The 17,540-nt window shown below is 67.9% G+C and carries 17 protein-coding genes and 1 pseudogene; 5 read left to right on the top strand and 13 right to left on the bottom strand.

The genetic code is table 11. The features are described 5' to 3' along the window. The 5 genes from ML01_RS18525 to ML01_RS30740 form a co-directional block, all read right to left on the bottom strand. Entirely contained in the window at positions 1-1,536 is a 1,536-nt protein-coding gene (locus tag ML01_RS18525) for an iron ABC transporter permease (protein WP_058556884.1), read from the bottom strand. A 3-nt stretch (positions 1,537-1,539) separates the two neighbouring features. Next, the gene (locus ML01_RS18530; RefSeq protein WP_058556885.1) at positions 1,540-2,580 is read right to left on the bottom strand and encodes an extracellular solute-binding protein; all 1,041 of its coding nucleotides are present in this window, start codon (positions 2,578-2,580) and stop codon (positions 1,540-1,542) included. 56 nt (positions 2,581-2,636) lie between these two features. After that, positions 2,637-3,635 (bottom strand): prenyltransferase/squalene oxidase repeat-containing protein, encoded by a 999-nt coding sequence (locus ML01_RS18535; RefSeq protein WP_058556886.1) that lies wholly within the window; start codon positions 3,633-3,635, stop codon positions 2,637-2,639. A gap of 101 nt (positions 3,636-3,736) precedes the next feature. Continuing rightward, complete coding sequence (locus tag ML01_RS18540; RefSeq protein WP_058556887.1) at positions 3,737-4,264, bottom strand: transposase; 528 nt, start codon at positions 4,262-4,264, stop codon at positions 3,737-3,739. Continuing rightward, entirely contained in the window at positions 4,233-4,466 is a 234-nt protein-coding gene (locus ML01_RS30740; protein WP_058556888.1) for a hypothetical protein, read from the bottom strand. The genes ML01_RS18540 and ML01_RS30740 overlap by 32 nt, the downstream gene beginning before the upstream one ends. 225 nt (positions 4,467-4,691) lie before the next feature. On the opposite strand from ML01_RS30740, the gene ML01_RS18550 reads away from it, so the two are divergent. The 4 genes and pseudogenes from ML01_RS18550 to ML01_RS18560 all read left to right on the top strand — a co-directional run bounded on the left by ML01_RS18550 (position 4,692) and on the right by ML01_RS18560 (position 8,003). Beyond that, the gene (locus ML01_RS18550) at positions 4,692-4,973 is read left to right on the top strand and encodes a DUF333 domain-containing protein (RefSeq protein ID WP_058556889.1); all 282 of its coding nucleotides are present in this window, start codon (positions 4,692-4,694) and stop codon (positions 4,971-4,973) included. Positions 4,974-4,985: 12 nt separating this feature from the next. Continuing rightward, a pseudogene (locus ML01_RS27575) lies at positions 4,986-5,111 on the top strand (DUF333 domain-containing protein); the annotation flags it as partial. A gap of 258 nt (positions 5,112-5,369) precedes the next feature. After that, positions 5,370-7,382, top strand: coding sequence for a S9 family peptidase (locus tag ML01_RS18555; protein WP_082674424.1), 2,013 nt, complete (start codon positions 5,370-5,372; stop codon positions 7,380-7,382). A gap of 207 nt (positions 7,383-7,589) precedes the next feature. Further along, a complete protein-coding gene (locus ML01_RS18560) occupies positions 7,590-8,003 on the top strand; it encodes a globin domain-containing protein (protein WP_058556890.1) in 414 nt (137 codons plus the stop codon). Between the two features lie 207 nt (positions 8,004-8,210). Here the strand turns inward: ML01_RS18560 and ML01_RS18565 are convergent, their stop codons facing one another. The 3 genes from ML01_RS18565 to ML01_RS18575 form a co-directional block, all read right to left on the bottom strand. Continuing rightward, the gene (locus ML01_RS18565) at positions 8,211-9,383 is read right to left on the bottom strand and encodes a putative zinc-binding metallopeptidase (protein WP_058556891.1); all 1,173 of its coding nucleotides are present in this window, start codon (positions 9,381-9,383) and stop codon (positions 8,211-8,213) included. Positions 9,384-9,737: 354 nt separating this feature from the next. Next, positions 9,738-10,439 (bottom strand): PolC-type DNA polymerase III, encoded by a 702-nt coding sequence (locus tag ML01_RS18570; protein ID WP_058556892.1) that lies wholly within the window; start codon positions 10,437-10,439, stop codon positions 9,738-9,740. Between the two features lie 100 nt (positions 10,440-10,539). Then, complete coding sequence (locus tag ML01_RS18575) at positions 10,540-12,468, bottom strand: DUF294 nucleotidyltransferase-like domain-containing protein (RefSeq protein WP_058556893.1); 1,929 nt, start codon at positions 12,466-12,468, stop codon at positions 10,540-10,542. Between the two features lie 53 nt (positions 12,469-12,521). Here ML01_RS18575 and ML01_RS29695 point away from each other — a divergent pair, with 53 nt between their 5' ends. Continuing rightward, complete coding sequence (locus ML01_RS29695) at positions 12,522-12,728, top strand: hypothetical protein (RefSeq protein ID WP_162268057.1); 207 nt, start codon at positions 12,522-12,524, stop codon at positions 12,726-12,728. Between the two features lie 172 nt (positions 12,729-12,900). Here the strand turns inward: ML01_RS29695 and ML01_RS18580 are convergent, their stop codons facing one another. The 5 genes from ML01_RS18580 to ML01_RS28990 form a co-directional block, all read right to left on the bottom strand. Beyond that, entirely contained in the window at positions 12,901-14,859 is a 1,959-nt protein-coding gene (locus tag ML01_RS18580; protein ID WP_058556894.1) for a tetratricopeptide repeat protein, read from the bottom strand. 379 nt (positions 14,860-15,238) lie between these two features. Further along, the gene (locus tag ML01_RS18585) at positions 15,239-15,763 is read right to left on the bottom strand and encodes a hypothetical protein (RefSeq protein WP_058556895.1); all 525 of its coding nucleotides are present in this window, start codon (positions 15,761-15,763) and stop codon (positions 15,239-15,241) included. A 176-nt stretch (positions 15,764-15,939) separates the two neighbouring features. Then, a complete protein-coding gene (locus tag ML01_RS28985) occupies positions 15,940-16,083 on the bottom strand; it encodes a hypothetical protein (protein WP_156427833.1) in 144 nt (47 codons plus the stop codon). A gap of 241 nt (positions 16,084-16,324) precedes the next feature. Next, a complete protein-coding gene (locus ML01_RS27580) occupies positions 16,325-17,011 on the bottom strand; it encodes a glycine zipper 2TM domain-containing protein (RefSeq protein ID WP_216819226.1) in 687 nt (228 codons plus the stop codon). Between the two features lie 33 nt (positions 17,012-17,044). Further along, entirely contained in the window at positions 17,045-17,512 is a 468-nt protein-coding gene (locus tag ML01_RS28990; protein ID WP_156427834.1) for a hypothetical protein, read from the bottom strand. Positions 17,513-17,540: the final 28 nt, after the last annotated feature.

Genomic DNA, 17,540 nt, shown 5'->3' on the forward strand with positions numbered 1-17,540 from the left:
CTACCTCCCGCCCAGCCAGCGGTTGAGGGAGAGCACCGGGTAGAGGACGACCAGGGCGAGGCACAGGGCATAGAGGGCGGCCGGCGGATAGAGGTCGATGTCTGCGAAGTGGAACACGGACAGGGCCAGGGAGCCGTAGCCGAAGGGCTGCAGGACGATGGACAGGGTCAGCTCCTTGGCGGTGATGACGAAGACCAGGAGACCGCCGACCAGGAGCGGGCCGCGGATGAGCGGCAGCAGCACCCGCAGGGTGCCATGGAGCCGGTGGCGGCCCACGCAGCGCAGGGCCTCGTCCACTCGGCGCGAGACCCCCAGCAGGCCATTCTCGGCGCTGAAGTAGGCGAAGGCGAGGAAGCGCAGGGTGGTGCCCAGCAGGACCAGCAGTAGGCTGTCCGCAGCCCAGCCCCCCAGGCGGGTCTCGTAGCTCCAGCCGGTGAGGACCAGGAGCGAGATGGCGAGAACGATCGCCGGCAGGGCGTAGTTGAGGCTGACGATGCCCAGTGCCCCCAGGGACCAGGCCGGGCCGCGGGCGGGCCGTACGGTGAAGGCCAGGAAGAGCCCCAGCAGCAGCGTCGCCGCCGTCGTCCCGCCGGCCAGGGCCAGGGTATGCAGCAGCTCCCCGGAGAGCGACTCCAGCCGGAAGCGCCCGAAGGCATCCGCCGCCCACCGCACCAGCACCAGCAGCGGCCAGGCGAAGCCCAGGGCCACCGGCAGGGCGCAGAAGACCGCAGCCGCCCAGCGCCAGGGTCCCGTCAGGGGACTGCGCCGGGGCGGGCGCGGCCGGTTGGTGGGGGTCTCGAAGCCGCGCCCCCGGGTCGCCAGGGCGTACGCGGCGACCGCCAGCAAGGGCACGACCGCGGCGATCAGGGCCAGCTGGGCGGCCAGAGTGCCGTCGTACATGGAAAACCAGGCCCGGTGCACTGCCGTGGTCAGGGTGTGCACCCCCAGCACGCTGGCGGTGCCGAAGTCGCTCACCGCCTCCACCCCCACCAGGAGGGCGCCGAGCAGCATCCCCGGCGTCGCCAGGGGCAGCAGCGCCCGGGTGGCGATACGCAGGCGGTCGAGTCCGAGGGCCTTGCCAACCTCGATGTAGGCGGCTGCCTGACGGCGGAAGGAGGCCCGGGTGAGGAGGTAGACGTAGGGGTAGAGCGTCAGGGCAAGCAGGACCGCGACGGCCAGGGGCGAGTCCACAGGGGGCGACCAGTCATGCCGGTGCGACATCTCCCGGTAGACGATCGCCACCAAATAGGGGGGCAGCACCAGGGGAAGCACTAGGGCCGTGTCCAGCGGCCGCCGCGCCGGGAAGTCGAAGAAGGTGATCAGGAAGGCCGCCCCGGCCCCGAGGGCGCCGGCCAGGCCGGCGGCGGTGACGGCGATGAACAGGGTCCTGCCCAGGGAGTCGGGCAGCACGGTGCGGGCGAGTCGGGCCAGGGCCGCCGTCTCGCCGGGGGCCACCGCCTGGTGGAGGACGAACAGCGCCGGGGCCAGCAGCAGCCCCAGCAGGGCGCCCGCCACCCAGCGCGGCAGCGGCGACACCCTCTACCTACCGTCGAAGTTGATCTCGTCGAGGATGCCGACCACCGCGTCCCGCTGTTTCACCACATCGGCCAGCGGCACGAAGCGCGCCTCGAAGCGGCCTTCGCTGACGCCGGGCTGCCCCTCGCCCAGGGCGCGGACCGCCTCGGGCAGCGCCACCGAGTCGCGCACCGGGTACTCGAAGGTGGTGTTGACGATGAACTCTTGGGCCTCGTCGCTCACCAGGAACTCGAGCAGCCGGGTGGCCTCCGCCACGCGGTCGTCCGCGGTGGTGAGCGCCGCCCCCCCGCGCATGATGTAGGCACCGCCCTGGCCCTGGTCGGGGAAGATCACGGTCGCCGACTCGCCCCAGGGGCGCTGCTCCTCGGTGCTCATCATGATGGGCATGTAGTAGGAGTTGACGACCGCCAGGTCGCACACCCCCTCGTGAAGCCCGCGGGCCTGGGCCCGATCGTTGCCGTTGGGGGCATGCGCCAGGTTGCGGTGCAGCCCGGCGATGAAGGCGCGGGTCTCCTCCAGGCCCTTGTCGGCGGCCATCTGGGAGAACAGGCTCAGGTTGTAATCGTGATAGCCGGAGCGGATGCACACCCGCCCCTGCCACTTGGGGTCGGCAAGGTCCTGGTAGGTGCTGATCTCGCCCGGCTTCACCCGCGACTTGGAGACGAAGATCGCCCGCGGACGATAGGAGAGGGTCACCCAGGTGTCGTCCGGGTCACGGAGCTCGGGGCGGATCCCCGAGCCGATCGTCTCTGAGGCGAACGGCCGCAGCAGGCCCGCAGCCTTCGCCTCCTCGAGCAGGTCGGCGGTCTTGGTGACCACCAGATCGGCCTCGGTCGGGCGCGACTGGAGCCGGGCGAGCAGGCCCTTGTCGACGAAGACGGCCTCGATGTCGACGCCGCGGGTCTTCTCATAGTGCTCGAACAGGCCCGTGAGGTGGGCCGGGGTGCGATCGGAGATCACCCGGATCGGCTCCGCAACGGCATTTGCGGCGAGACCGAGACCGAGACACAGGGCCATGAGCGGGAGCAGGGGCTTGACGGGCATGACAGTCTCCGGCGTGAGTTGACGGGGCTTCGGACGGAGCCGCGGGATCGGCGCCCTCAGCGCAGGGAGTGCGCCACCCGGTTCAGAACGCCCACCGCTCGCGCGGTGGGCAGCAGACGGTCGGCACCCTCGTCGCCCCAGGAGCCGTCGGGCCGGTAGTGCTGGAGCAGGGCGGTCGCGACGTCCTCCCGCCAGGGGTGGGTGGTCCCGTCCGGCGCGGTGATCAGGTTCTCGCCGTAAGCGGCCATCGCCGCCGCGAACAGGCCCTGGGTGAGGAATGGCTCCACAGCCTCCACGACGGCCAGCGCAGCCGGGTCGTGGCCGGCGGCGATCCGGTCCCAGGCGGCGCGCATCCGCGGGTCGGTCCGGTCGGCACCCGCGTAGAGCAGAGTCCCCAGGATCGCGTAGTCGGCGGACGCTTCGCGATGCTCCCCGGGGCCCGCGTCCAGCTGGCGGCCGCTAAAGCGGGCGGCCCGCTCCCACAGGGGATGGGCCGGGTCGAGGCCTGCCTCGTGCAGGGCCTCCGCCGCGTGGAAGTGGGTGACGAGGTCCGCACTGCCCGGACCGGCGCCGATGCCGCCGTAAGCCGGGTCGTCCGGGGCGATGCCGTCCGCCTCGTCCGCCTGGGCCGCGACCAGATAGGCCATGGCTCGATCGACCACCGGGGCGTGCTGCGGATTGCCCGTCGCCTTGAGTGCGCGCAGGGCGAGGGCCGTCTCGCGCACCGCATCGGCATCCCCGGCCGCGGTGATGGCCCCGTCGGGCCGGGCGTGGCCGAGCAGGTAGCGCACCGGGCGGGTGATGAAGGCGCCGTCGGCCTCGCCATACCCCTGGTAGGAGCGCAGGAAGGCGTGTATGGCGAGCGCGGTGAGGGCAACCGAGCCCCCCCAGGATCCGTCCTCGGACTGCTGCAGCCGGAGATAGCGCAGCCCGTAGTCCGTGTGCTGGAGGCACTGGATGGCGAGTGCCCGGTCCATCGTCGGCTGTGCCGCCGTCCAATGGGGCGCCAGGAGAGGGAGGAGGAGCAGCAGGTTGGCGAGGCGTGCAATCGGCATCGTTCTGTCGTATAGCGCCAGACGCGCGGAATACTAACGCAAGACGCAAATTGCGGACAAGCGCGGACAAGTGACAGCGTGTTGCGATCGGCCTCGAAGCCCTACAAGGCCAGATCGCGTTGTTCCTGCGTCACTGGACAGATGCAGTGCAGAGAGCCTTTCTCGGTATGCACGATGGTGTCGGCCCGCGCGGGGTCGAGCGGGCGGGTGATGGGCTGGGACGCATCGTAGTCGGGGAGGCTTTTCTCCTCGCGCCACAGCGCGCGGGTGTCGATCAGCGGGCGAATGCCGTAGTCGTCCCACAGCAGCGCCTTGGTCTCGGCGCTGTCCAGGCCCCGATCAGCACTGAAATCGCGGCAGCGCTCGGCCAACTCCGGGGTCTCGCTGAAGGTCGTGCGGAGCATCGCGCGCAGGGTGGGCTGTTCCGACACCGAGGCGGGCGTGAGTGCAAACGCGACCGGGATTTCATACTGGGTATCGGCGATCAGGTGCAGCCCATAGCCGAACCAGCGCTTGAGCTTCGTCCAGGCCTTGCCGGTGTGGGCATCAATGCCGTGGGTTTCGTGATGGCCCCAATCGGCATCGGGGTCGGAGGTCTCACCGCTGCAGCAGCGATTCCAGGCTCGCATGCTGGAAGACGATGCCGGCGAGCAGGGCATGCCACATCGCACGCACCGGGTAGTCATCGCGCCCGTGTGCGCGCATCACCTCAAGGGATTGCACCAAGCGCTCGTCGGGGAGATGATCAACCACAAGCTTGAGCCGGTCGAGGTCGCTGCGCGCCTCGATCGCGTCCCAAGAGAACAGGTTCGTTTGTGTCATGGCCGCCATGGGGTCTCCTCTCTGAGGGTCGCCTCGACAACGACAATGATCCCCTGGTGACCGCCCTTTTTCATCCCCGCCAACGCCCTTGGGGTGGATTTTTCCGCCGCCGCCCAAGCGGCGCATGCAAGCTCTTGATTCTGCCTCGCGCGGTGGGGTAAACAAAAACGCTCGCTCTCGTCGCCTCATTGAATTCAGGAGCTTAGAGACTGCGGAGACTGCGCAGCCGGCTCAGTGAGACGCAGGCACTTTGGCGGCGGCATCAACCATCTGGAGTCACACATAACAGCCAAGGTCAGACTTTCCATCATCGCCGGAGCGATCTGGGTCGGCGCGGGCGTTGCCGCCCCCGCCGGCGCAACCGACGCACCGACGGGCCTGCCCAATCCTGCGGCCGTGTTCTGCGCCGAGCAGGGCGGCGAGTACCTGCGCGACAGCGACGAGTGCCGGCTGCCGGACGGCACTCGCGTGAACGCCTGGGAGCGCTACCGCGGCGAGCACCAGAGCACGACGTAGCTCGCCAACCCGGCGGCGGTGTTCTGCGAAGAGCAAAAGGGCGTGCACGCTCTGACGGCGAGCACCTGCACGCTGCCGGACGGTGCCACCGTCGACGCCTGGGAGTACTTCCGCAGCCGGCACACCGAGGGGCGCTGACCCGCCACCCAACCCGGGCGCTGGCCCGGCTGAGCGCCCGGGCAAGGGTCCAATTACAACTCGTAGCCGACTCCGCGCTCGCGTTTGGGGCCGCCGACTTCAGTCGGCCGCCTGGGGACCCGGCCATCAGTCCGGGTACCGAGCCGGCACCGCCGCCCGTCGAGCGACCGTCCGCGCCGCCCTCAGGCAGCGCCGCGGCAGCGGTTAAACTGCCGCGCGCACCCGGCCGCTCGGGCCGACACCACTTGGAGCCCCGTAATGGGAACAGCGCGCTTCGTCATCTTCGTTCTGCTGCTCACCGCCCTGCTGCTCGCCGCCGCGAGCTTCGTCCACGCCGCCGGCAGCGCAACCGAATCCACCGGGGCCGCGGAGCCGCCGCTGATTCCGCTCGAGGTGCTGTTCGGCAACCCGACCCGCGCGCAGGCGCGCATCGCGCCCACCGGCGAGCACTTGAGCTGGCTCGCGCCGTCCGCGGACGGGGTGCTGAACGTCTGGGTGCAGCCCGTTGACCGCTCGGCCGAGCCGCGGCAGATCACGGACGACAAGGTCCGCGGCATCCGCTTCCACGGCTGGTCTTGGGACGGCAAGCGGGTGTTTTATCTCCAGGACCAAGGCGGGGACGAGAACTGGCACCTGTACGCGGTGGACCTCGACGGCGGCGGCACGCGGGATCTGACGCCGTTTGAGGGCGTGCGCGCGGAGAACCTGACCACGGACCCGGAGCACCCGGGCGAGGTGCTGATCGGGCTCAACAAGCGCGACCCGAGCGTCTTCGACATGTATCGCATCGATCTCGCCAGCGGCGAGGTGACGCTCGACACCGAGAACCCCGGCGACGTGCTCGGCTGGCTCACCGACGCCGACTTCCGCATCCGCGCCGCCGAGGCGAAGGACCCGGACACCGGCGACGACATCGTGCGGGTGCGAGAGCGCGAGGACGCGCCGTGGCGGGAGCTCTTGCGCTTCCCGTTCGGCGAGAACGGCAGCGCCTTCGGCTTCGACAAGTCCGGCGACACGCTCTTCGTCACCAGCTCGCTAGGCAGCGACACGACCCGGCTCCTCGCCGTCGATGCCAAGACCGGCGAGACCCGGCAGACGCTGGCGCAGGACCCGAAGAGCGATGTGGCGGGCGTTATCCTGCACCCCACGGAGCATCGCATCCAGGCGGTGGAATTCGATTACCTCAAGCCGGAGTGGCGGCTCCTCGATAACAGCCTCAAGCCGGATTTCGCGTATCTGCGCGGCGTGGCCGACGGCGAGATCATCATCGCCGACCGCACGCTGGCGGATGAGCGCTGGATCGTCGCCTTTCAGCCGGACGACGGCCCCATGAGCTATTACCTCTACCGCCGCGGCGCTGACGGCACCGAGCCGACGGCGGAGCTGTTGTTCGTCACGCGCCCGGAGCTCAAGGACTACCGGCTCACGAACATGCAACCGGTGGAGATCAACGCCCGCGACGGCCTGACGCTGCCCGGCTACCTCAGCCTGCCGGCCGGCATCGAAGGGGCGCGTCCGCCCAAGCCGCTGCCCATGGTGCTGCTGGTGCACGGCGGCCCCTGGGCGCGCGATCAATGGGGCTATGACCCGCAGGCGCAGTGGCTCGCCAACCGCGGCTATGCGGTGTTGCAGGTGAACTTCCGCGGCTCGACCGGCTTCGGCAAGGCGTTTCTGAATGCCGGCAACAACCAGTGGGGCGTCGGCGCCATGCAGCACGACCTCACCGACGCCGTGCAGTGGGCCATCGAGCAGGACATCACGGCGCCCGGTCGCGTCTGCATCATGGGCGCATCCTACGGCGGCTATGCAGCCCTGGCCGGGCTCGCCTTCACGCCGGACCTCTACGCCTGCGGCGTAGACATCGTCGGGCCGTCCAACATCCGCACGCTGTTCGAGTCCATCCCGCCCTATTGGGCGCCGGCCAAAAAGGAGCTGGTGCTGCGCGTCGGCGATGTCGAGAACGACGCCGAGCTGAACCGGCGCCTCTCGCCGCTGTTCCATGTGGACCGCATCGACGACCCGCTGATGGTGCTCCAGGGCGCCAACGACCCGCGCGTGAAAATCGCCGAGAGCGACCAGATTGTCACCGCCATGCGCGCGAAGGACCTGCCCGTGACCTATGTCGTCTTCCCGGACGAGGGCCACGGCTTCGCGCGGCCGGAGAACCGGCTCGACGCCAACGCGCGCATCGAGCGCTTCCTGGCCGAGCACTTAGGCGGCCAGGTGGAGCCCGAGCAGGCCATCGAGGGCAGCACGGCGGAGGTGCGCTGACTTGGCCCCACCGGGGCGACGACGGCGCCCGCCCCGAGTGAGCGTCTATCTCAAGCGCCTGAACCTACGAACGAAACATTGAGTTGGATCAGCCGAGACAGCTCCGGCAGCGGGCAACGCGCCGATTCGCCGATACACTTGCCGCAGAACCAGTCGGCACCGAACCGCCGACGCTGCCGCATCGACCTCAGACGAGGGCCGGATGAGATGACCCCCGAACACATCGCTGCCGTCAAGGCATCCTGGGAGCAGCTCCGCCCGATCTCGGAGCAAACGGCGTTCCTGTTCTACACGCGGCTCTTCGAGCAGCACCCGGATCTGCACGGGATGTTCCGCACCGACAGCCGCGAGCAGGGGCATAAACTGCTGGCGATGCTGGACACGGCGGTGGCGTCGCTGGCGGACCTCGACGCGCTGGAGCCCGATATCCGCGAGCTCGGCGGGCGGCACGTCGGCTACGGCGTGATGGACGGGCACTACCCGCTGTTCGAGGACGCCATGCACTGGGCACTGAGCCAAGGCTTGGGCGACGGCTGGACAGCCGATGTCGAGGCCGCGTGGCGGGCCTTGTTCGGTCGGTTGTCACGCACCATGCGCGCCGGGGCTGGCCCTGCCGCCTAACCGCGCGGTGCCGGCGCCGAGCGAGCTTTCCAGCTCGTCCACTCGCGACACCGCTCCAGCGGTGTCGCGCAGCCGCGGGCGCTTGACTGGAGTGTTGACCTCCAGGTCAACACAACGACAGAGCGGCATGCACTGATCGCGTGAGTGCGTAGCCGACCTGGAGGTCGGCTCTCCGGCCCGACGCGCCGGCCCACAAACCGCCCCGCCTCAATCGCGTACCCGGCTCTCCCGCACCACCCGGTGCACGAACCCGAGCTTCTCGATCATCGTCTGCGACAGCACGAACGGATACATATCCGGCTGACCCATGCTGCGGCTCAAGCTGTTGAGCGCGAAGGTGAGCGGCAGCCAGTTCTCGGCGATCGGCTCGAAATCGTCAATGGTGTAGGGGTCGAAGTCCGGGTCCGAGCGCTGCACGGAGCCGTCCGGCAGCCGGCGCTCGATGCGCACGCCGAAATGCGCGCTCGTCTCCAACGTGTCCACGATATGCAGGTAATGCGCCCAGGTCTCGGACCAGTCCTCCCAGGGGTGCGATGCGGCATAGGCGCTGACGAAGCGGTCTTCCCAGTCCGGCGGCGCCCCGTTCGCGTAGTGATCGTTCAGCGCCGTGGCGTAGTCCTCGCGCTCGTCGCCGAATACCGCGCGGAAGCCCTCCAGCCGGCCGCCGTCGCGGATCAGCAGATCCCAGTAGTAATGACCGATCTCGTGCCGAAAATGACCGAGCAGCGTGCGGTACTGCTCGTCCATGTCGACACGCATGCGCTCGCGGGCGGCGGCGTCGGCCTCGTCGATGTTGATGGTGATCAGGCCGCTTGCGTGCCCGGTCATGACCGGCTCCGGCGTCGCGTCCTGGCTCGACAAGAAGGCGAAGGCGAGCCCGCCCTCGGGGTCTTCCGCCTTGGTGCGCACCGGCAGGCCGAGCCGGAGCAGGCTGTAGGCCAGCCGGCGCTTGCTGCGCTCGATGCGGAACCATTTGTCGAGGTTCCCCGGGCGGGCCAGGTTCGGGATCACCTGATTCGGCCGGCAGGCGGCGCAGAAGGCCTCGTCGGTGTCCGCCGGCACCATCCAGTTGCAGACGTCGTGCTGTTCGTAGTTGGCGCACTTGCGATAGGCGCGCCCCGGCTCGGGCGGCGGGGCTGCACCAACGGGGCGCGCCGAGCGCGCACCGAACCAGCCGCCGAACCGCCCCTTGGAGGCCGGTGGCGGCGCCAGCGAGGCCGACTGAATGACCGGGACGCGCCAAAGCCCGTCGTCACCCTGCTGGAGCGCGGACAGCGCGAGCTTATCCGGCAGGAAGCCCAAGGTCGCACCGCAGTGATTGCACTGGGTGTTCTCGAAATACACCGGTTGACCGCAGACCTGACAACTGAAGGTTCTCATTGGATGTTCTAGGGGCTAGGGGCTAGGGGCTAGCGAGGCTTCGCCTCGGACCGACGAGTCGTGGGTTCATCGCTATCGAAATCGAAATCGGGATCGGGATCGGTCGGCACTCGGTTCGATTTCGATTTCGATTTCGATCCCGACGCACCTCGCCAGTCCGACGCCAGTTGAAATTTGAATAATCTTCAAACATCCGGCGCCGTCAAGCAATCCAGGAACTGCGATCCTTCAAACTTCACCCTTCACCCTTCACCCTTCACCCTTCACCCTTCACCCTTCCCCCTTCACCCTTCACCCTTCACCCTTCACCCTTCACCCTTCACCCTTCACCCTTCGACCTTCAAACTTCAAACTTCAAACTTCGCTCGCCAGCGCCGCGACGCTCTCCCGCCCATGCCGCGCCGCGAGCCGCAGCAGCCGCAGCAGGACCTGCGCGGTCAGAAAGGCGTCGCCCGGGGCCGTGTGCCGGTCGTATGGGGTGATGTCGAAGCGCCGGCAGAGCCCGTCCAGGGATAGGTCATCGAGCGGAGGCTGGCCGGCGAAGGCGCCGTCCGCCTCCAGCAGCAGCACGAGCTTGCCGGTGTCGATGTGGCGATTCTGGAGCTTCGGCGCGCCATGGCGCGCGAGTGCGGCGTCGATCATCGCGAGATCATGGCCGATGTGATGGCCGACGATGACGCCGTCCCGGAGATACTCAAGCAGCCCCGCCAGCGCCTCGGGCTCGCCGACGCCCGCACGCGTCTCGTCGCGGGTGATGCCGTGCACGAGCGTCGCCGCGGTGTTGTGCAGCACGCGCAGCAGCGCCTCGAACGTGTCGCCCAAGTCGATCCCGCCGCCGCTCACGGCCACCGCGCCGATGCTGATAATGCGGTCGCGCTGCGGGTCAAGGCCCGTGGACTCGCAGTCGAGCACGACGAAGCGCACGTCGGCGGCCGGCGCCGTGTCCGGGGCCGTGTCCGGGGCCGTGTCCGGGGCCGTGTCCGGCAAGGTGTCGGCGAACGCCGCCCGGTACGCGGCCAACGCGCGCGCCAACGGCTCTGTGCTGAGCTCGGTCATGCGAGGTCCATAGGCCAAGCGCCGCGGCCGATGCGCACGGCAGGAAATATCCAGTGTTTGGAGCAAAACGCGCGCCAAGCGGCGGGGGCGGCGCCTGCAATCAGCGCCGCGGCGTCAGCCCGTAGCGCCGCCCGGTGTACTCCATCAGCCGCAGCACGGTGCGGAAACCGGTCTTGAGCAGGTTCTGCTCCAGCCGCGTCAGCTTGGCCGGGTCCACGCGGCTGCCGTCGGTGCCGGTGGTGAAGCCGGTGCGGGCGCGATGATACAGCGCGGTGCGGAAGGCGGCCGCCGTTTCGCGGATCAGGAGCGCCGCTTTGTCGTCCTCCGGGCTCAGCACCGTGAGCCGGTCCAGCGTCGTCGGCGCCTGCTGCCCGCCGTCGAGCGCCAGCGCGCGGGCGATGTCCACCACGGGCTGGAGCGTCGCGCGCTGCACATCGAGCACCTCGGTATAGCCGCCCCCATCGTCAACGACCAGACCACGAAAGAAGGCAAGCGGCGGCAGGTTGGCCATGGAGTCGCGCAGCAAGAGTGGCACAAACTGCGGGCTCTTCGCCTCCTCGCCGTAGATGTGGCGCTCCAGACGCTCCACGAGCCGGCAGTCTCCGTACACCGGACGCAGATCGAACATCGAGGTCGCGCGATAGACGCAGCTCTCGATGGGGTCCTGGATCCAGAAGCTGAAGGCCTGCTCCCACTCCCCCACCGATCGGCACGCGCTCGGCTGCCCGGCGCTGATGACCTTGGTGGTGGTGACAAAGCCGCAGGCCGCGAGTGCCGCGCTAACGCGCCGGCCGAGCTCCAGAAAGTAGGCGCGGGCGCTGCGCGCCTGATCCGGGTCCGGGTCGTCATAGATCAGGCCATGATCGAGATCGTGGCGGGTGAACAGCTCGTTGCGGGCGGCGGCGCCGAAGAAGACCCAACAGTGGTCGAGGTTCGGGCTCTTCAGCCCCTGCTCGGCAAGCGCGCCCTCCACCAGGACCACCACCCGCCGCAGCACCGCCGCGTTGAAGGCTCCGGCCATGGGCGCCAGCCAGCGCGTCGCATCCGGCCCGGTGAGCCCGGCGGCGAGCACCCGCTCCGCCTGTACCCGCAGCGCGGCAAGGTCCGAGATGCGCGGAGCGCGCGCCATGTCCTCGATGATCGCGAGCGGCGCCGCGCCCTCCACCCGGGTCAGGTCCCGGCGGGTCAGCACACCGGCGAAGGGGCCGTCGGGCCGGCCATTCGCGGTCAGCACGATGTACTCGACATTCAGCTCCAGCATCCGCGTCAGATAGCGACCGGCCTCCAGCCCGGGCGCACCAACGCCACACACCGGGCGCATCAGCGCGCCGGCGGGCGCGTCCAGCGCGAGCCGCCCGCTCGCCACCTGATCGCTCAGCATGCGCGGCGTAATCACCCCGAGCGGCGCGCCGCCCGGGCTCGTGACCACGGCCGCCTCGCCACCGCGCAGCGCGAGGCTCGCCGCGACCTCCCGCAGCGGCGTGTCCGGTGCGCACTCCGCCGGCCGCGCCGGCTGATCCACCGGCCGGCCGAGCCAGTCCACGGGGCGCCGGCCAATGCGGAGCTCATCGCCGCGCTCCTCCCGCAGCTCCAGCGCCGGCGGCAGCAGCGTCGCGGAGAAATAGGTCGCGAGGAAACGGCTCGCGCGCGGGTGGCGCTTCACCAGCTCCCAAAACGGGTCCGCCGGCAGCGCGTAGAGGATCACATCGGTCTCGGTGCGGGCGGTGTAGACGTGCTGGCCGATGCCGAGAAAGCGCCCGACGCCGAGCAGATCGCCTTCGCCGCGCACGTCGCGGAGCTGCTCCGTGCCGTCCTCGCCCTGCTCGAAGAGCCGCACCGCACCCTGCTGCACCACGTAGACGTACGGCTTCTGCTTGGCCCCCTGCAAGAACACCAGCTCATCGCGCTCATGGAAGACCACGCGCCCGGCGCTCACCAGCGTAAACAGCTCGTCGTCACCGAAATACTGAAAAGGCGGCCACCGGCGGAGAAAGTCCATGACCCGATGGGCGATGCTGGCGGTCTTCAAGGTGGCGGTCGCGGGTCGGCCCGGCTGGCAGCGGAAACCGGGGATGGTAGCCCATGCGCGCGCCGCCGGGGCGCAGGAAGTCCGAGGAAATGGGAGGGAAACCCGCGCAGGGGCCGGCGGAACGCCGTTCCCAGTCGTTTTCCGGTGCGTTCGCTGCCGGGTCGGGGAGCCTCGGCGCCAAGGCGTGGAATCTCGGTCTCGATTTCGATTTCGATTTGGATTGCGACGAACGGCTGGCGGAACCTGCGTTTCGGAGATGAATGGAACGGTGACTAAGGCGATTGCCGGAAAAAAACGTACCGAATGGCGCAGGATTTTCGTCTGCCTTCAAGGAGCGGCAGCGGGTGCATAGTCGAACTATGCACCCGCTGCCGCGACGCAGAAGGCGGGCGAAAAGACAAGCCAGGCGGTATGTTTTTTGACAGAAATCGCCTAAGGCTCTTCTTCGGAGGCCGGCGCCGCATTCAGCACGCTCCCTATGACCTGCGCAAAGCGCTGCATCGGATTGAGCCCGGCGATGGCGTCCTTCATGTCATCCAGGCGACGCGCATCCTCGTCGTCCACGACCAGCATATCGAGGCTGGACAGGAGGCTCGCGGCGGCGGCCTCTTGGCCTCTGACGGTGGCGAGCATGGCCTGGGTTCCCCACAACAGAAAGACCTCCTGGATGTGCAGCCGGGGGCGCTCCATGAGCCCGTCGAGCAATTGCTGCGCCTCTTCGAGCGCGCCCTGGTCGTTCAGCCTTTGGTCGATCAGCCGTTGCGCGAGGCTGCAGCGGCCGAACAGGTAGTCGGGGTGCTTGTCGACCAGATCCCGGAGCAGGCGCAGCGAGTCCTCGGTCCTGCCCTGGGCACTGCGCACCGTGGCCAGATTCATGAGCGCGATCGGATGCTCCGGCCTCTGCGCAAGGATGTCGTTCAGCCGGCGCTCCGCCGCGTCGAAGCTATCCTCGTTGAAGCACCTAATGGCCTCGATCAGCAGCGCATCGAGCTCGGGCGGCAAACCGCTCTCGTTGGGTTCGCGATGAATCTCGGTGCCCATCACGTTGACATCCCGCACTTGCTCGCCATCGAAGTACGGAATCGCCTCACCCGGCCGGATGCAGCCCAGCTCTCCGAGCGCGCTGATAAAGCCGACGCGCTCATGCTTGGTGCCGAGCGGCAAGCGGGCAAAGTCCCGCAGCAGCTCGGCGGCCGACGGATCGGCCTGCTGGGCCCGGCGCTTGAGCAGGATGCCGATCAACGGCGTTGGGGCGCCGCCCAGATACATGGCTTCCAGGTAGCAGTTCGCGGCCGTGAGCCTATCGAGCTGACCGCTCCCGTTGGTCTCATCGGCGAACAACGCCGTACTCCACGCGAGGGGCAGGTAATCGCGCTCGAAAATGCAGGGGAGGCGTGACGCGATCGCCAGGTCGGCGGATGGACTGAGGTTGTGGCGGGCCGGCGTGAAGTCCGCTGTCGCGTCAAGGGCAGCCCGCCACCACTGGCGGGCGGCGTCGAGGTCGCCGAGTCGGCAGGCAGCGCTGGCACCGAGGTGGTGCAGCGTCGCCCGTTGCAGATCGGCTGCGCCATCGAACCAGTCCTTCGCTCTCGCGCGCTCGAACGCCGACCAGGCCGCCTGATCCTCGCCCAGCATCAGCAGCGTCTCGATCTGAGGCAAGGCGTCCTCGAAGCGGCGCGCGTCGGCCGCGGCGAGCGGCGCAGCCAGCGCTCGGGCGCCGGCGGCAGCGCCCTGATACAGGCGCAGGCGGGCGGCCCAGGCAAGCGCGAACACGTTGCCGGGCTCACGCTCCCAGTTGGCCAAAAAGACCGTCAGCGCCTCGGCGGCGCGATCGAGGTGAAACAGCGCCAGCGCGCGGTTGTTGCGTGCGGACGGTATCTCGACGCCGTCCAGCCAGTGCAAGGTGCCGGCGAAATCCTTGGCTTCGAGGTGCAGCCTGCCGATTTCGGAGCGGACCATGGCATCGACGTCGGCGTCGCGGGCGCCGAGCTGACCGACCAGGGTCTCGATCAGGCCCGGGTCGAGCGGAAAGCCCGGCGTCCGCCCACCCAGCGCGCGCACCTTCTCGGCAGTCCAATCGGCGAGCAGCAGGCGACCGTGGCGCGCCGCGAACCCGAGCATGGCCTCCTGTGCCGGCAGGCTGTTCGGTCGCCGCTCGGCCCACGCAAACGCGGCGAGCTCGGCGACGCGAGCCCCCTTGGTGTACTCCAGCGCCTCGACCAGCGCGCGATGCAGTCCGCCATGATCCGGAAACCGGCGCAACGCAGCGCCGATCCTGCGCAGGGCGGCCTCGTGCTGCCCATCCTCCAGCAACCGCTCGATCGCCCGCAGTTGCGCGGCGTCGGGGCGAGCCTTGGCCTGAGACTTGGTTGCAATGCGGTTCTTCGCCACGGGGCCTGACCACCTCTACTGATGCTTGAGTGGCGGCTACGATACCGAAACCGCGATGGTTGAGCAGGGGCCATCGCATCCACGCGCCGGCCGACGGGCACGGCAGAGCGATAGCCCAAGTGCCGAGGCTAAGGAACGCTTCACAAAAACAAGTGGCACACTCCGCGGTCGCGCCTACAGCAGGGGTTCCTTGCCGTCTCCATCGAAATCGAAATCGGTATCGAAATCGAAATCGCGCCTCTCATCGTCACAGATGCGACGGGGCTTTCACTCGCGACAACGCTCCGGCGGTGTCGCGCGTCTGCGGGGCGCTCTGCGCCCCGGTGCAGTCGCGGGGTCCGGCCGTCAGCGCCGGATTGGAGAAGCGTGCCGGATGCGCTCAGTGCAGCTTGCCGGCGGCAACATGGTCGTCGTCTGCCACCGGCAGCAGGTTCGCGAAACGCCCCTGCACCCCGTCGAAGAGCTGGAATTGCGGCTCGCCGAAGGTCTTCTTGCGCTTCGACACGCCCTTCGGCTTCACCGGCACCTGCGCGCACCACATGCCGTGCCGCGTCTCCAGATTGAACGCGATGGCATCGATCCGGTACGGAGAGGCACCGATGGAGCCGTACTCGTCCAGGATCTCCTGGTAGCGTGCCACCTTGTCCGACGGCAACGTCCAGGCGTCCATGATCACGAACACGAAGTCCGCCTGGAGCAGGTGCGCCACATGGCGCAGCATGGCAGCCGCCTCATCCTTCGCCTGGTCCGACGGCGTGACCATGGGCACGATCTTCGTCTCCCCGGTGCGGAGGTTGCCGACGAAGGCCATGTGCGAGAGGGTCTCGCCCGTCTCGACGATGCCGCGCGCGATCTCAATCAGCGGCTCAATGATGTTGCGATAGGCGGCCGGCATCCCGCTCATGATGTGCCTCCGTCAGCGCCGCGGAGCGACGGCGCGAGCTGATCTGGTCATATCGGTACGGCGTTGCAGCGGTTGCCGGGGCTGCCGGCACCGCAGCGACGCTTATGGTATCGCCGACGACCGCCGACATTCACCAGCCATCGAGCCGCCGACATCGGCGCGAGGTCCGCACTCTGCTAATCCGCCGGGCCCGGGCCGTTGGGCTCGGCGAAGACATCCGCGAGGCTGGTGCTGTCGAGCACCCGCTCGCCCCAGGTCTCCAGCCCCGGCTCGCCCGCGCCATCCCGACGCGCATCGACCCAGGCCGGGAGCGGCCCCAAGCGGCGCACCAGTTGGCGGCGCAGCAGCTTGGCCTCGCCGCGGAGAATGCCTCCCTACGTGGCGGCCAGCTCGGCGACTTGCGCGCGCAGCTGCTCGATTTCCGCGTTCACGGAATCGGCGCTGGTGGTTGCGTCGCTATGCTCAGGCATAGCGCGAGCTCACGCACCTAACACTCTGTCTGGCCAGGGTCCTGAATAGTTACGCGCCAACTACCTTGACAAACACCGCCCCCGAAGACGCCTATGCGGGTGACCTCTCAACAGGTAGGAGAACTCTACTGCCAACTTTCACTCGTTCCTCTATATAATCAAGACGACGGATGCCGGCATCGAGTTGATCCTTTTCAGCTTGCAAAGTATTAATGGTGCTTCGATACTCTCTTTGCTGCCCCTGCTCCAAGGTCGCCGCCAACTGCTTACGCTTGTTCAATTGCGCCAAGACACCCTGACGCTGCTTCTCCGCGACGTCGCGATTAGCTCTCGCGAGTTCGGCGCGTTGCGCTGCGCCTTGGCGTTCCAGGCTCGCGATCTCTCGTTCTAACGTCTTGTTATAATCGGCGACCTGCCTGTTATAAGCCTTGGCGCTGGAGAGTAGTTGCTCCATCGAATCGTTGCTGAGCCGCAGATTGCGGTAGGTCAAAAGTTGCTGCCTCGCTACTTCTCGACCAGCTAGATTCCCCACCAATCCTCCAATGCCCGCGCCGATTATTGTTCCTTGCGTACGCTCGTCTTTCCCTGCTACCTGGTTACCGATGGCCCCGCCGGCGGCCGCTCCAATCGCCGTTCCCGCCATCACGGCCTGAAGGAAAATCTCTTCTTCTTTCGGGTTCTGCGGGCTGGTGCTTCCGAGTTCCGTGGTCACACAGCCTGCGGAAGTGATCGCCACCATAAAGGCCACCGAGGCCGACATCGCAAATCTACTTTTCATGGTCAGGTGTCTCGTATCTTCGTTGTGAAAAGGTCAGTGGGTTAAAGTATTCAGTTCTTGTTGCCTGGCGGCGACCTCTGATTCGAGCGTCGCGATATCTGACTGCAACCGCCTATTCTCTGCTGCAATCTTTTCCCGATTGGGTGCAGCGGGAATCGAAGCAACCGGGGGAAGTCTCCGGAGTTGCTCCCGCTTAGCAGCAAGTAATGCCTTAGACTTCTGTAGCTCGCGCCGCTTCTGATCTCTTGATCTTTCGAGTTCGGATGAACGCGCTTCAAGTCCTCTTGTCGTGACCTTCTCTTGGCGAAGCTGGCTATTTAAAGACGTCTCCCGTCCACGCTCTTCGTCCATGTAGCGCTGATACGCACAGCCGGATAACGCGGCTAACGCGGCAAGCATTAAGCAAACAGCAAATGCGCCCACCATCGGATGACCGTGCGCACCGGAGAAACCGCAATTTTGCATGGATTCATTCTCGCTCGTAACGTCATAAGAGCGCACCGGCTCTCGACTCGGCGGTCGCGCGAGC

It is taken from the genome of Thiohalocapsa sp. ML1 (assembly GCF_001469165.1).
Taxonomy (GTDB): Bacteria; Pseudomonadota; Gammaproteobacteria; order Chromatiales; family Chromatiaceae; genus Thiohalocapsa.

What these genes read in the sequence shown, in the direction of transcription:
- ML01_RS27580 (WP_216819226.1), bottom strand. Translation starts at nt 17,011, where the DNA reads ATGAAAAGTAGATTTGCGATGTCGGCCTCGGTGGCCTTTATGGTGGCG.
- ML01_RS30740 (WP_058556888.1), bottom strand. Translation starts at nt 4,466, where the DNA reads ATGGCGGCCATGACACAAACGAACCTGTTCTCTTGGGACGCGATCGAG.
- ML01_RS18535 (WP_058556886.1), bottom strand. Translation starts at nt 3,635, where the DNA reads ATGCCGATTGCACGCCTCGCCAACCTGCTGCTCCTCCTCCCTCTCCTG.
- ML01_RS18570 (WP_058556892.1), bottom strand. Translation starts at nt 10,439, where the DNA reads ATGACCGAGCTCAGCACAGAGCCGTTGGCGCGCGCGTTGGCCGCGTAC.
- ML01_RS18555 (WP_082674424.1), top strand. Translation starts at nt 5,370, where the DNA reads ATGGGAACAGCGCGCTTCGTCATCTTCGTTCTGCTGCTCACCGCCCTG.
- ML01_RS18560 (WP_058556890.1), top strand. Translation starts at nt 7,590, where the DNA reads ATGACCCCCGAACACATCGCTGCCGTCAAGGCATCCTGGGAGCAGCTC.
- ML01_RS18585 (WP_058556895.1), bottom strand. Translation starts at nt 15,763, where the DNA reads ATGAGCGGGATGCCGGCCGCCTATCGCAACATCATTGAGCCGCTGATT.
- ML01_RS18530 (WP_058556885.1), bottom strand. Translation starts at nt 2,580, where the DNA reads ATGCCCGTCAAGCCCCTGCTCCCGCTCATGGCCCTGTGTCTCGGTCTC.
- ML01_RS18565 (WP_058556891.1), bottom strand. Translation starts at nt 9,383, where the DNA reads ATGAGAACCTTCAGTTGTCAGGTCTGCGGTCAACCGGTGTATTTCGAG.
- ML01_RS18540 (WP_058556887.1), bottom strand. Translation starts at nt 4,264, where the DNA reads ATGCGAGCCTGGAATCGCTGCTGCAGCGGTGAGACCTCCGACCCCGAT.
- ML01_RS29695 (WP_162268057.1), top strand. Translation starts at nt 12,522, where the DNA reads ATGCGCGCGCCGCCGGGGCGCAGGAAGTCCGAGGAAATGGGAGGGAAA.